This window comes from Brumimicrobium aurantiacum (genome assembly GCF_003402975.1).
GTDB classification, from domain to species: domain Bacteria; phylum Bacteroidota; class Bacteroidia; order Flavobacteriales_D; family Crocinitomicaceae; genus Brumimicrobium; species Brumimicrobium aurantiacum.
In genome coordinates this window covers 35,422-49,732 of the sequence record NZ_QURB01000012.1, presented here as the reverse complement: position 1 = coordinate 49,732, position 14,311 = coordinate 35,422, and the positions used below count along the sequence as shown (strand labels likewise).

9 protein-coding genes are annotated in these 14,311 nt (G+C 33.8%); 4 read left to right on the top strand and 5 right to left on the bottom strand.

Annotated features, from left to right (window positions below; translation table 11 throughout):
• Positions 1-346: 346 nt before the first annotated feature.
• The 3 genes from DXU93_RS15360 (at position 347) to DXU93_RS14560 (ending at position 2,876) form a co-directional block, all read left to right on the top strand.
• Positions 347-646, top strand: a complete 300-nt coding sequence (locus DXU93_RS15360) for a GIY-YIG nuclease family protein (protein WP_116882038.1) — start codon at positions 347-349, stop codon at positions 644-646.
• A gap of 520 nt (positions 647-1,166) precedes the next feature.
• On the top strand, positions 1,167-1,826 hold the full coding sequence (locus tag DXU93_RS14565; RefSeq protein ID WP_116882037.1) for a hypothetical protein: 660 nt from the start codon (positions 1,167-1,169) through the stop codon (positions 1,824-1,826).
• Positions 1,827-1,832: 6 nt separating this feature from the next.
• Positions 1,833-2,876: a hypothetical protein gene (locus DXU93_RS14560; protein ID WP_116882036.1), complete on the top strand. Its 1,044-nt coding sequence runs from the start codon at positions 1,833-1,835 to the stop codon at positions 2,874-2,876.
• A 129-nt stretch (positions 2,877-3,005) separates the two neighbouring features.
• Here the strand turns inward: DXU93_RS14560 and DXU93_RS14555 are convergent, their stop codons facing one another.
• The 5 genes from DXU93_RS14555 to DXU93_RS14535 all read right to left on the bottom strand — a co-directional run bounded on the left by DXU93_RS14555 (position 3,006) and on the right by DXU93_RS14535 (position 10,611).
• The gene (locus DXU93_RS14555) at positions 3,006-3,833 is read right to left on the bottom strand and encodes a metallophosphoesterase family protein (RefSeq protein WP_116882035.1); all 828 of its coding nucleotides are present in this window, start codon (positions 3,831-3,833) and stop codon (positions 3,006-3,008) included.
• Positions 3,834-3,835: 2 nt separating this feature from the next.
• Complete coding sequence (locus DXU93_RS14550) at positions 3,836-5,191, bottom strand: SLC5/6 family protein (protein ID WP_240623474.1); 1,356 nt, start codon at positions 5,189-5,191, stop codon at positions 3,836-3,838.
• The gene (locus DXU93_RS14545) at positions 5,179-6,597 is read right to left on the bottom strand and encodes a SusD/RagB family nutrient-binding outer membrane lipoprotein (RefSeq protein WP_116882033.1); all 1,419 of its coding nucleotides are present in this window, start codon (positions 6,595-6,597) and stop codon (positions 5,179-5,181) included. Before DXU93_RS14545 ends, DXU93_RS14550 begins: the two co-directional genes overlap by 13 nt.
• Positions 6,598-6,600: 3 nt before the next feature.
• The gene (locus DXU93_RS14540) at positions 6,601-9,795 is read right to left on the bottom strand and encodes a SusC/RagA family TonB-linked outer membrane protein (protein ID WP_116882032.1); all 3,195 of its coding nucleotides are present in this window, start codon (positions 9,793-9,795) and stop codon (positions 6,601-6,603) included.
• Between the two features lie 108 nt (positions 9,796-9,903).
• Positions 9,904-10,611: a DUF2064 domain-containing protein gene (locus tag DXU93_RS14535; protein WP_165851431.1), complete on the bottom strand. Its 708-nt coding sequence runs from the start codon at positions 10,609-10,611 to the stop codon at positions 9,904-9,906.
• 167 nt (positions 10,612-10,778) lie between these two features.
• On the opposite strand from DXU93_RS14535, the gene DXU93_RS14530 reads away from it, so the two are divergent.
• Positions 10,779-14,306, top strand: coding sequence for a DUF7619 domain-containing protein (locus DXU93_RS14530; RefSeq protein ID WP_116882030.1), 3,528 nt, complete (start codon positions 10,779-10,781; stop codon positions 14,304-14,306).
• Positions 14,307-14,311 lie beyond the last annotated feature (5 nt).

Below are 14,311 nucleotides of genomic sequence, written 5' to 3'. Positions count from 1 at the left end.
GTACAATACAGAAAGATTACATTCATCTCTAGGGTATGTTTCCCCTCTAGAAATGGAAATTAAGTTAAGAGGGAAAATTAATAAAGTGGCTTGATAAAATTTGTCACAAAATTAGTAGGAATTCCAGATAATCTCATCAGGTACTAAGACTTTATTAAAAAGTTAATCATTAAATATAGTGCGGGTTCATGCCGATAGCTATCGGCACCCGCTCCGGGTACAAAATCCTCAACAGAAATGTTGGGGATTTTTTGGTTTTAGACTTTTCTCTTTCTTAATATAATAATCTGTTAGTATTTTTGTTTATCTTTTAGTTTTAATCAACTGATTCAAACTAAATAAAACTATGGCTTCCGTATACATACTTTTTTCTAAGGAAATTGATAAATTCTATATTGGAAGTTGTAATAATCTTACACAGCGATTGTGGGAACATAATAATAAGATTTATAAAAATGCATTTACTGGTAAAGCCAATGATTGGATTTTGTTCTACTCATATGAAAATCTAGATTACCAAATAGCTAGAAAGATTGAACAGCATATAAAGAATATGAAATCAAGAATTTATTATAGTAATCTTGTCAAATATAGTGAGATTATGGAAAAATTAATTGACAAATATAAAGCGGGTTCATGCCGATAGCTATCGGCACCCGCTCCGGGTACGAAAACCAGAGTGATAATGAGAGCGAAAGCGAACTTTATCCTCTGGTTTTTTTTCTTTTGCACTCTTCTCTCACACTCACACCATAAAAATAAGCATCATAACTAATTAGGACCCAAGACTAATTATTGGAGTTTAGGCATTATATTCCACTTATTTTGATTGAGGTTTATTGGGTTAATACTAAATAAGTTAATGAACAATATTCAATCATATTGTATCGAATAATGTTTTTTATCCGCTTTTTAGACTGAAGTATGTGTTTGGAGACCCAAGGCCACGAGAAGCTTCGCTTAATCTCGCGGCATCTTGTTTTTTTTGCTTTATAATTTTATAGTGGAATTCCATACAAATATTGGATCAATCTCAATAATTAGAGAAGATTGATCCCAAATCAGCTGAATTAAAAAATCCCCATTCTTTTTTACTTATAAAATTAAAAAAAGTTAAAATTTATTATAAATTTGTCTCTTTTACAAGATACTACTAAAAAATGCTTATGATGCAAAAAAACTATTTTCAACTTACGTCACTATTATTCATACTCCCTCTATTTTTTTGTATTTCTTGTCGCAAACAAGAGCCCAATACTTTACCTAAAAATGGTGAATTAGGAAGTTTGCTTTCTTGTGATAACGGTATAATGGATGGTAATGAAGAAGGAATAGATTGTGGAGCACTATGTGAACCGTGTGAATTTTCTAACAATGGTGGATGTTTTACTTTATATGATTTTGACGAAAAACAAATAACAACAAGCATGGGGATAGTTACTTTCGATGAAGTAAGCGCTCAAGTTATAGGTGATAACTTTATTGCTATAGCTTCAAATAGCAATGGAGATTCTATAACTTTTACCTTTCCTGAATATGATACCATGTTTTTTAAATCTTATAACCCAACCATAGAATCGTCTATTGTTATGGAAGAGGTTTATATCAATGCTCGACTTGAAGTAAGTCCTTTACCACCTCCATACAATTCTCCTGAGGTTTTATATTTTGAATCTGACCTTAATTCAGAGAGTAATGAAAATATAAACAGGGTTCACCTAAATAAATCATCAGGTAAATTCCATATTTCATTTTGTGAATTAAGCCTTAAAGAACAATCACAATATGGTCGTGTTGATTTTGAAGGGCAATTAAACGAAAACTAAACTACTATGAAATTTAAAATTATTTACCTTCTAGGTTTACTTATTCCTACTTGTTATTTTAATACTTTAAATGCACAAGATCTTGATATATCAGAAGATGACACTGTTTTTTATACAAATATATTTGACGCTCCATCACAACTGAGTATGTTCACCTTAAATATTCCTATTTACCATGGAAGTTTATCACCAATCAATACATCAGCTTATGATTTAAAGGCTAGTCTGCAATACATTGGTAAAGGACCTGTAAATGGAAGGATATCTTACAATTATGCTTTAGGAGATAAGGTAAACAAAACATCCTTACAAGGAGATGAATACGTTCGAGTAGATAATGTTATACCTTTCTACCATCCCAAAAATGCACAAACATTTAATGCAGAAGCTACTTTTTTCTTTGCAGATTACGAAACAATAGAGAATACAAGTATCTATTTAAAAACTAAAAAAAGTTACAATACTAAAACAACATTTTATTCAAACTTTAAAACTAAATACATCACAAAGCATGGTGTTACAGTAGGTGTTAAACAAGGCTATACTTGGCACCACTTAAATGTAAATAATTTGCAACTATACAATGAGGAATATGATATCACTAGATCAGTTGATTTAGGTCCTATGTCAACGGTTCAAAATTATCAACATATCAAAATTGGTTATCAAAAGCAAAAAATCATTAACGTTAGGAAGAATTTCGAAAAGTTTGGTGAAAATGGTGAATCGAAAATCAATGTCACTGGGTTTAACGTATTATACGCGCTTCAAAATGAATTCGAAGATGTTTATTTAGGAGAGTATTACCCGAACAAAGATGATATGACTTATTATGAAAAATATCAAATATCACCAGAAAATCAATTTTTAAATTTTGGATTCGAATTTTATCAACGATTCTATAACAAAGAAAGTAACTTCGCCTTTGAGTATAGCTTAGCATATCTTCCTGGAATGTTGTACAATATAAATATAATGGCTCAAGCTGGAATAAGTTTCCAAATTGACTTCCTAAAAAACAACCTTAAGGACCTAGGCAAGAAAAGATAGAATTTTCTTTCTCCAATAGTATGGCTGAAAATACCCTCGCTACCACGATTTTCTTCTCGTGGTAGTCTGAATCCTAACTATCACCAACTTTAAAATTACAAATATTTCTTAATCCAACAAACACTAAACCTACTTCACTGCCACTCCCAAGCATAACTCAGCTGGTACTATCCGAATTCCTCTTTCACTGGTTTCCGCATCTGGCAGTATCTCACAATTGTCCCACAAACCATCAATTAAGGTTTTGGCATATTCTGGTGGAAGTTGATTTTTTGTCATAGCTTCACTTGCTGCTTGATGATCGTAAGATAATGAATGTGAAGAAAATGTTTTGGTTTTAGCATTGTATAAAGTATACCAAACACGCGGTGTTCCATCGTTTGCTGGCATTCCAATTACTCCAGGGTTAATCCAAGTAAAATCATCCAATGTTTGCATAAAGGGCAAACCTGAATGACCAGCAATAACGACATCTACTTCCAATTCTTTGGCTATTTCTTCCTTTATAGACTGAGGTGTACTTTTAAAAATAAATTGTGAAATATCAGTTAATCCTCCATGGATCATTCCGATTTTCACACCGTCAATTTCAAATTTAGAATGCGTTGATAAATCTTTTAACCAAGCTTTATTTTCCAATGAAACATTCATTTTTGCATAAGGATACCAAAGGGTAGAAAAGTTTGCACAGCGAGTACCTTCATCAAAGTTACAGCCACAATCTTCTTCATCTTCTCGCAGTTGTACTTCTACATTTCCAGCAATAGCATTTATTCCCCAATCTCTAACCAAGTTTAATGTTTCGTTTGGAAATGCACAATAGCCCACAACGTCACCTGTATGGTAAATTTTACGCGATGAAATATTTAAACGCTTTGCTTCAATTTGCAAGGCTTTCAAAGCATGAAGGTTACTATAAGAACCTCCAAAGAAGAGATGTAAATCAGTGTTTTCCATATTTATTTTTTGGATTTTAACCCAATCGGTATAAAGTAAACAATAAAACAAACAATTATTCCAAAAATTGTGATCCACAGTAAATCACTATAAGGACCATCTGTTATAACTAACGATTTTGGAAATAAATCTAGTACAGCGAGCAATCCAAATCCAATTCCTGAAAGTACACTCAAAAAGAAACTCAATTTTGGAGCGGGAATTTTCCAAAATAAGAAAATGGGGGTTAAACCAATTACCATTACTCCACTGATTGTTGTAGCAGATAAAATCGCAGGATCGAAAAACAAGGGAATAGAGCCTGCTATCGTGAAAATAAGCATCGACCATCGTCCCACTTTTAGGGTCTCACCTTTTTTTAAATCAACAGCAATTAATTTTGAAGCGGAAGAAAAAGAAGAGTCTAATGTCGAAGATGCTGAAACAATCATAATGAAGTTAATCAGCAACAACATCAACGGACCAAACAAAGCTCCAAATGAAGTTAAATCACTAGAATCAGCGCCATTTAGTCGGCCATAAATTCCAACCAAACTAAATGTAAAGATTAACAAGCCTCCTAGAATTCCTGCAAAGATAAAACTCCACAATGTTGTTTTGGGTTTTGAAATAAATCCTCTATCTGTCATCACAGGGTCGTGAAATGGATAGGAAAAACTATGGAGTAAACCAACCAAAATCAGATTCACGCCATTGTCGAATGAAAAATCTCCTTCGGTTACCACTTCTCCTAAACTGGATTCACTTTGACCTCCGAAAATCACCAAAATGGAAATCAGTAAAATTCCGAATAACCCAATTTGAATTAGATCGGAAAAGATAGAACTACTCAATCCTCCTTTTAAGGAATAAATCAAAGTTAATACCGTAAAAACAATCACCGAAGCAAAAAATGGCGTACTTCCATAATCTCCGAAGTAGTAACCAATTACCATGGTGTTTGACCAAACTTCGTTGAATAACCGAATCGCGATGACAACAGAAAACAATTGCAAGGCCTTTTGTCCAAATTTCTGTCCTAAAAAAGAATGAATACTAGTAAAGCCACCTATTGTTCTCATTCTGTAAATCACAACTCCAGCAACTAAAAAGGAACCGTAATAAGAGGCATACGCTAATCCTCCGGTAAAACCATGTTCAAAACCTAAATCTGAGGCTACAGCAATTGATTTAGCAAACACCCAAGAAATGACCAAACTTCCAGTGAGCATTCCAAAATTGGGACTTTTCCCTTTGGTTTGGGCATTAAAAAATTGTTTTGCATTTTTCGCTAATGGAGAAAACACAATCAAAAGGACACTGGTAGCAATTACCAATGTCCATTGCCAAAAACTAAAATTTTCTTCTATTGTTCCCACCAACCTTTGCTATTATAATTATCACCTCCTATCGCTCCAGCGGCTTGAGAATAATTTGAACCATTCACTGCTTGTTCCGTGGAGGGATAAGCATAACGAACAGGAAATACATTATTGTTTAAATTGTCTTGAGGCATTGGTAAGTCAGGGAAACCTGTTCTTCTGAAATCAAACCAAGCTTCAAAGCCGTTTAAAAAGGAAGCAATCCATTTTTGAGTCATAATCTTCTCTAATTCATTTCCAGAACCTAATGGGACATTCATTTGGGTTAAATATCCACTTGGCATTTGTAATCCCAAATGATCAAAAGAAGCTTGAATTCCATTTTCATAATAGGTTGATGAGCTTCCGCTAATCAATCCTTTTTGAGCCGCTTCTGCCAAACAAAATTGCAATTCTGAGTAGGTCATAAAAGATGCTTTTACGGCATCTGGCTCATCTCTCAAAAAACTCCCCATCAATGAAATATCGCTTAAATCATAATTGTTTTGACTTTGTCGACTCAATCCATTGGGTAATCCTAAATATTGCTCGTTTCCAGCTGTTGAATTTGCCGTTGGTTTATAATAATGTGCCATCCTTGGATCATTGAGTGGCGTAAGAATATCTTCAGCAGTTTTACTCATTCGCACATCTACATATCGTCCTTCACGCTCCGTGAAAATAACCCACTGATTTGGTGATGCTGACAAGTATGGAACATCAGCTTCTTCCATCACACTTTGAAATAGAACACTATTATCAACAATATCTTGTAGTTCAGTTGACACATTTACTTTGTTACTGATTCTAACCAAATATCGCACTCTTAAACTATTTGCAAAAGCAATCCATTGATTTAAGTTTCCTTGATACATTAAGTCTCCTTCGATTCGATCTGTCGTATTTTGAAGGGTATTTACTGCATTTTCTAGCAAATCTAGAATTCCGCCTTCGCCAGTATAAATCTCTTCCTGAGTATCGAAAGCTGGCGTAAAGTTTCCTTCATCTTGACCATTCAACGCTTCATAAAATGGAACATTTGTCCATAAATCTGTCAACAGACTCGCTTGATGCGCCGTTAAAACATCTGCAACAGCTGTATAAGCTTCGTTTCCTTGTTCACTGTTTTTAATGTCTTTTAAGTCTTTCATCAAACGATAGGTTGCGGTCCATAATCCTTCATTTGAACCCAAGTTGTATCTGTCAACCGGCAAAAACTCCAAATTGGAGGAATGTTGCGCAAGTAAATTCCCTGCATGCCAGCCCCAATAGGCTTGATTATTTGAAGCCTCTGCCAAAACATTGGAAAGTAAAAACTGCGGATTTACATTTTCTGGAGCATTTTGATTGATATTCGATTCATCAAACTTTTTACAGCCAAAGAAAAATAAGGCGACTACGATATATATTATTATATTTTTCATGATTTAAAATTTAAATTGAACTTGAATTCCATAACTTCTTGAAGATGGATAAGATAAATCTTCCACTCCATATATTTGAGACGTTCCTTGCATGGCACTCAATTCTGGATCAAAATGTGGATTCTCTGTCCAAGTGAATAAATTACGTGCTATGAAACCAACTTTAAAGGCCTCTATATTGAATTTTGAAACCCAACGGTCTGGAAATGTATACGAAAGTCCTATTTCGCGAATTTTTAAATAAGAAGCATCATAAACTGAACTTTCTTCATTTGCACGATTATAAAATTGATTATAGTATTCTGAAGCGGAAACTGCTGTTGTATTTTCTTCATAAATTGGGTTACTTTCTGTTCCTACATTAACAACTCCATCACCAATAATTCCATCTTCTCTTCCATCAATGGTCTCTGCTAAAACTCCAGATGTAGAACCTACCGCTCTTGTACGGGATATTATTTCACCCCCATGTCTCCAGTCTAAAAGTACATTTAGCTTAAATCCTTTGTACTCAAATTGATTTCCAATACCAAGAATAAAATCAGGATTGTAATTCCCTAAATAACGTAACTCATTGTCACGTAAAGGTAATCCGTTGGCACCATAAATTATTCTTCCATCTTCGGTTTTTTGAAATCCTGTTCCATACATATCTCCAATTCGTCCACCATCAGAATCAGCAATATAAAAAACAGTATTTTCTGCGGTTGTGTATAAACGTGCAAAACCTGTTGTATATTGATCTATTCCTTCTGGTAACTCTTCAACATAACTAGCGCCTTTACTGAAGTTCACATAAGTTGACCAGCTGAAGTTTTCTTTTTTGATATTCGTTGTGGTTAGCATAACCTCTACTCCTCGACTTTGAATAACTCCACCATTAATTACTTGACCTGCATATCCACTAGATGAAGAAGTCGGTAAAGTAATGATCTGGTTTTTCGCTGTATTTTGATAAACGGTAACATCTAAACCGATGCGTTCATCAAAGAAATACAATTCAGTACCCGCTTCTAAAGCATTAATTCGCTCAGGTTTTAGATTTTCATTCAACAAAATTGAACTATTGGTAAGTAAAGGATAACTCCCATAATTTTGGTTAAATGCGTAAGTATTTCGCAGTTGGAAAGGATCTGTATCAGAACCTACACTCGATGTACTCACCCTTAACTTTCCATATGAAAACCAGTCAGGTGTATTTAATTTTTCTGTAAAAACAAAAGCTCCGTTTACAGAATAGTAAGCAAATGAATTGCTTTCAACAGGTAAAGTCGTTGACCAATCATTTCTCAATGTTACATCTAAGAATAAAAAGCGATCATAAGCAATACCTGTTAAACCATAAACAGAATTGATTTGCTTTTGGGCATTAAATTGAGAGGCTTCTAATGGAATTTTAGAGTTTTCAAAATTATAGATTCCTGGAACAGACAATTGACCTGCCAATAAACTTTTGTAGCGCGTTTCTTGCGTAAAGTTATTGGCTCCAATGGCTGCATTAAATTTTAGTTTTTCACCAAAATTATTATCATAAGCCAACATTAAATCAGTGTTTAACTCAGTAAAAGAGACATCATCTTCTCTGTAAGCTCCAATAGGGAAACGCTGAGTACTAAAGGCTCTACGTGAAGTTCTTAAATCTGAATAGGTATCAACTCCTGAACGAAATCTTAAGTTTAAATGTTCAGAAATTTCATATTTAAACATAGCATTTCCGAGTAATCTATTCTTTTCAAATCCATTGCGGTTTTCATAGACATTAAAATAAGGATTGTCAAGCCATTGACTATTGTAAGTATATTGCTTAAATCCTTCTTGTCCAGCTTGCCAATAATCTTCAGCTGCTGTAAGGTCTACTTGTCGTCCCATCCAAAGGAAAGAATACATCACATTTTCACTTCCATAACCTAAACCTGGTCGGTGATTTGAAGAAGAGTTGATGAATGTAGCATGTGTTCTAACACTCAAACGATCGGTGAAATTATAGGTACTTGTTAAAGCCACATTATTTCTGATAAAATCTGAGTTTGGTAAGGTTCCTTGATTATCCAATCTTGTATATGAAAGTCGGAAACTACCGTTATCATTAGCTCCAGATAAAGCAATGTTTTGTTGACTGGTTACCCCAGTTTGAAAAAAGTCTCTAACGTTATCTGGATTTGCATTCCATGCTGTAGGAGTAATTGGATTTCCATTTCTTGCAATCACATCTCCACCGCGCACCGGATTTCCATTTTCATCGTAGGAAGGACCATCGTATTGCGTAATCAATTGGCCATTCATTTCAGGACCAAAACTCACCAATCCACCATCACCAATCCCACTACCTAAGCCATCTTCATAAGCAAAAACACCTCCAGCACCTTGACCATACCTATTTTGAAATTGAGGTAAAAAAGCAATTTCTTCAAAAGTAACACTTGAATTAATACTTACTCCAATTCCATCACTCGCTTTCCCTTCTTTGGTTTCAATGACAATAACACCACCAGCTGCACGTGCACCATAAAGTGCAGCAGCACTTGGGCCTTTTAAGACATTTATGGAAGCGATATCATCTGGACTCAAGTCACCAATTCCATTTCCATAATCTACCTCATGAAAACCAGATTCTAAATTTTCAGTATTGTTGGCAATGAATTCGTTACTCACCGGAACACCATCTACCACAAATAGCGGTTGATTATTTCCAGAAAGTGAAGTTTCTCCACGAATAATTACACGAGAAGATGATCCTACTCCAGAAGAACCGTTGGTGGTTTGAACTCCAGCCACTCGACCAGCCAATGCATTCACCAAATTTGGATGTCTAACTTCAGTAATTTCCTCTCCTTTCAAGGTTTGAACAGCATAACCTAAATCGCGTTTATTTCGCTTTAAACCAAGCGCTGTTACAACAACCTCATCGAGTTCATTTACAGCTGAAACTAATGTAATGTTCCAATCTATACTGTTTTGAACAGAAAGTGTTTGGTTTTCATAGCCTATTGCAGAAAAACGTATTGAATCTGATGCGTTTACCATCAATTTGAAGGCCCCATTTTCATCTGTCTCAGTTCCCTGATTTTTATTAATAATTTTTACTTTAACGTAAGGAATAGTTTCATTTTTTTCGTTGGAAACCACACCTTGAATTGTCTTTTGTGACAATCCAACTAATCCTATCATCACGAAGATGACGGTGTAAAATAATTTCATAAATAATGTTATTTAGTTAAAAAATAAGCGTATTAAATGCATAGAATATCCAATTGACTTTAACTAAAAAGTCAAAATTTCTTTTGAATAAAAAAGTATTTGTTTTAACTAAATAAATGAAGGAGAACCTCGAATTTCTGTAACACCATGAAGAATGATGTCCATTTGAAGTTGAGGATAATTATCGAAATGATTTGGTTTTGAAATAAGACTTAAGAAGAAAGTATCGTCTTCTAGTCTAATATGCTTCGTTAAAAGTTGCTGAAGGAATAGATTTAAGTCGTTGTGCGTACTCAATTCTGTGTAAACCTCATCGAGTTGAACAAATGAACTTCCTTGAAAAATGGCCCGTTCTTCAATAGATTCAACCACATGACTCGTGCGCCAATCGACTGCTTCGAATGAACATTTTGAAAATGCATACTTGGTTAATCCAATCGTATAAGCACCGCCTAAATTGGTTTTCCCTACAACGACATCGTTATGTTCAAAGTGATCTACTACATCATGTAAAGTTTTACTATTGACCTGTGGAGTGTCATTTCCCAAACTAATTACCGCATCGTATCCAGCTTGAAAAATACTTTTAAACGCATTTTTAAATCGTTCGGCAAAGGTTCGGCCATGTTGTTGAGACGAATCAATGATAAAATAATTGTAATCTGTATCTTTTACGGTATTGACGATTCTTTTATTGAGGTACTTAAACAGCAGAACATTTTTACTACTCTCGCCTTTAATCAAAGCTTTGTGCTTCAATTCTTCGTATGCATTTCGCACAAAAAGTAATACTGCTATTTTTTTGATTTCTCTCAAATTATAGATTCGATTCTAATCCTTAAAAAGGTGAATATCACCATTATTATTTGATTAAAACAAGAGAAATGTAAAAAGGTTTAAAATAACATTTCAACAACGAGTATGAGTATATTGTATAAATACTTTTTTTGTTTAAATTTGAATTTAATTAGAAGATTTTACTTATGACAAAATACTTACTTACACTACTGACTTTATTCTTTTCTTTTTCTGCATATAATCAATTAGGTCAAATAGATTTAACATTCAATACTGTGGATGACCTTTCATTTGGAGATATGACAGGAGTTGATAATGTTCAAGCAACTGCTTTACAAAGTGATGGCAAATTAATTATCGGAGGAGACATTACATCTTATAATGGAGAAAGTATAAATTATATTGCACGATTAAACCCGGACGGATCTCTTGACCAGTCATTTAACGTTGGAACTGGATTTAACGGTTTTATATTCGATATTAAGATTCAAAGTGATGGAAAGATTTTAGTTGGCGGAGTTTTCGATACTTTCAATGGAATTCCAGCAACTGGAATTGTTAGGTTATTGAGTGATGGAAGTATCGATAATAGTTTTAATGTAGGTACTGGAATTACTGGAGGATTTCAAAATGTAAAATCTATTGAAATTTCACCAAATGGGGATATCTTTATTGCTGGAGATTTTACATCCTATAACGGAAACCCAGTTCATGACATCGTGAAAGTAAATAGTAATGGTACGTTTGATAATACATTTATTGTAGCAGCAGGTTTTAATTATTCTTTAAATGAAATTCATTTACAATCAAATGGTAAGTTAATTGTTCGTGGTAATTTCACTGACTACAATTCTTCAGGAATCAACAAAATTATAAGGCTAAATCAAGATGGTACTCATGACACTGGCTTTAACATAGGTACAGGTACGAATGTAGGAATTTCACTTATTTATGAAGCACCAAACTCGAAATTATATATAGGAGGTCAATTCACATCTATTCAAGGAAATAACAACATTAAGTACTTAGCAAGATTTACTGCCGATGGAATCTTAGATCCTTCTCTTGATTTTTATCCAGAGGTTCAACCTCCAACAGTGCTTGAGGAAATTAATAGTGAAATTTATTTTGCAGGTGGTTCTTCCACCCCATTAGAGAGTCGAATGTATAACGGAGATGAAATACCAGGTAATTCGGGACCTCATTCAATTTATAGTATGGCATATGATGGAACTACAATGTATGTTACAGGGTTTACAGGGGTTTATAAAATAGATCTACCAAGTTGTGAGCCAGACCCACAATACAATATAGGTAATGGAACTAAAGAATTATCACAAGTAGAAGTATTACCCAATGGAAAGTTACTTGTTGGTAACAATGGAAAGGTGATAAATTTCTACAATTCCTCAATAATAGAAAGTCCAATATTAAGATTATTGCCCGATGGACAATTAGATTCTACTTTTTCATTAAATATTAATACACACAATGGACATGTGCATTATATAGGAGATTTTGTTGTTCAAGATGATGGAAAAATACTGGTATGTGCCACATTTGATGTCAATAGTAGTCAATATGAACATTTACTTAGGTTCCATCCAGATGGAAGTGTAGACAGTACTTTTCAGTTGGATAACAGTATATACACTTCGGATCGATATTTAAAAATGACCATCCAAGACAATGGTAAAATAATGTTAGGAGTCTCTACTCTGACGCAGGCTGGTGTGACAGAGAATAGACTCTATCGTCTAAACACTGATGGTTCAATTGATTATAGTTTTAATGGAACAAGTATTTACTCCCCTAACAATGTTGGTAGAATTCTTAAAATCTTGTGCGCCACAAATGGTGATATTTACGTTGCAAGAGAATCTGGTGACATATTAGCTCTAAATCCAAATGGTAGTGTAAATTCAAGTTTTGCCAATCTTAATTTAAATTTCAGTTACTTTAAAGATATTATTTTTGATCATAATGGAGACCTTATAATTGTCGCAAAATTCGGTACTAGCTTACATGAGAAAAAAAGGATTCTACTTCCTTCATATACAATTGATCCTAATTATGATAACAGCTTATCCACTGCAGATGATTTTAAGTTAAAAATGCAAAGTGATGGTAAACTAGTTACTTTGGATACCTATAAAACATCTGTAACTTATGGTTGGCAATACAGTAATGGAATTAGAAGATATAACTATGATGGGACTTTCGATGAGAATATTTTTGGCTCAGCAAGTGAGTCTTATGAAGCACATTTAGCTCAAAACATGACGTTTAACCAACAAAACGACATTCTACTAACAGGAGGTTTTAACAATTTAAATACTTCATTCCTAAAAAATGGAATTACACGAATAATCAATGATGCTCCTTATGATACTTGTGCATATATTGACGGATATATTACAATAGATTCTCTTGTATCTTGTACAAGTGATGGAGGGCTTTCAATTAATGGAATTAATGGAGCCTCTCCTTATTCTTATAACTGGACAGTTGGAAGTTCAGGAACGAGTTCTTCCTTACAAGTTTCTTCAGGTGGAGCCTATATATGCGAAATTACTGACACTAATAACTGTACCGCAACAGTTGGTAGCTATATTGAGGGGCCAACATCAACAGGAAGCTCATTTGATCTAAACGCTAATCTTGTTTACTCAGAATTTAGACCTGGTTTTGACTCTAAAGTGTGGTTAAATGCATTCAATAACGGATGTCAACCTACCAATGGACAACTTAAACTCGTTCTTGACAATAATGTATTAGTGAATAGTTCATATCCACAAGCCACCTTTTCTGGTGACACTCTAGTTTGGGACTTCTCAGCTATGGACTACTTTTCAACACATTTCAACCCATTTATAAATGTCCACACTATTAACCAAGCACAAATTGGTGATACTGTATGTTTGGAATTAATTATCACCCCTATTCCAGGTGATCATGACACTACCAATAATGTAAAAACTTATTGTGTTCCTGTAGTTAATGGATTTGATCCTAATGACAAACAGGTTTACCCTTCTGGTAAATGTATTCCCAATTATATAACACAAGATCAAAAACTAACCTACAAAATTCGTTTTCAAAATACAGGGAATTCAGAGGCTATAAACATTAATGTAATTGATACCATTGATAATAACCTTGATATGAACACATTTCATGTTATCGGAAGTAGCCATGATATGAAAACAGAAATTCTTGGAAATAATATTGTAAACTTCGTTTTTGACGATATTCATTTAATTGATAGTTTTACAAATGAAATTGAAAGTAATGGTTATCTCATTTTTGAAATAGAACCTAAACCCAATCTTCCACACGGTACTGTTATTTCTAATGAATCGGATATTTACTTTGATTTCAATCCACCAGTTCTTACAAATTCGGTAAAAAACACCATATATGATGGTGATTTGAGTAGTTTGAACTGTTTTGCTTCACTTGAACAAACAGAGAAACTTCAGAAGTCATTGGTTTACCCAAATCCATTTAATGATGAACTAAAAATTAAATCATTTTATGGAAAAGGTCAGTTAACATTATACTCAAGTATTGGGCAAAAAATAATGAATGAAAGTACAAATCATCAAGGAGAAGGACTTATTAACACAAAAGACTTAAGTCCAGGCATCTATATTTTAAAGTTAAAAAATAATACAACTGAGGAAACAATTCGGATCGTCAAATCGAATTAAAGAAA

Coding starts and splice junctions, on each gene's coding strand:
- DXU93_RS14560 (WP_116882036.1), top strand. CDS start 1,833: ATGAAATTTAAAATTATTTACCTTCTAGGTTTACTTATTCCTACTTGT.
- DXU93_RS14545 (WP_116882033.1), bottom strand. CDS start 6,597: ATGAAAAATATAATAATATATATCGTAGTCGCCTTATTTTTCTTTGGC.
- DXU93_RS14555 (WP_116882035.1), bottom strand. CDS start 3,833: ATGGAAAACACTGATTTACATCTCTTCTTTGGAGGTTCTTATAGTAAC.
- DXU93_RS14565 (WP_116882037.1), top strand. CDS start 1,167: ATGATGCAAAAAAACTATTTTCAACTTACGTCACTATTATTCATACTC.
- DXU93_RS15360 (WP_116882038.1), top strand. CDS start 347: ATGGCTTCCGTATACATACTTTTTTCTAAGGAAATTGATAAATTCTAT.
- DXU93_RS14540 (WP_116882032.1), bottom strand. CDS start 9,795: ATGAAATTATTTTACACCGTCATCTTCGTGATGATAGGATTAGTTGGA.
- DXU93_RS14530 (WP_116882030.1), top strand. CDS start 10,779: ATGACAAAATACTTACTTACACTACTGACTTTATTCTTTTCTTTTTCT.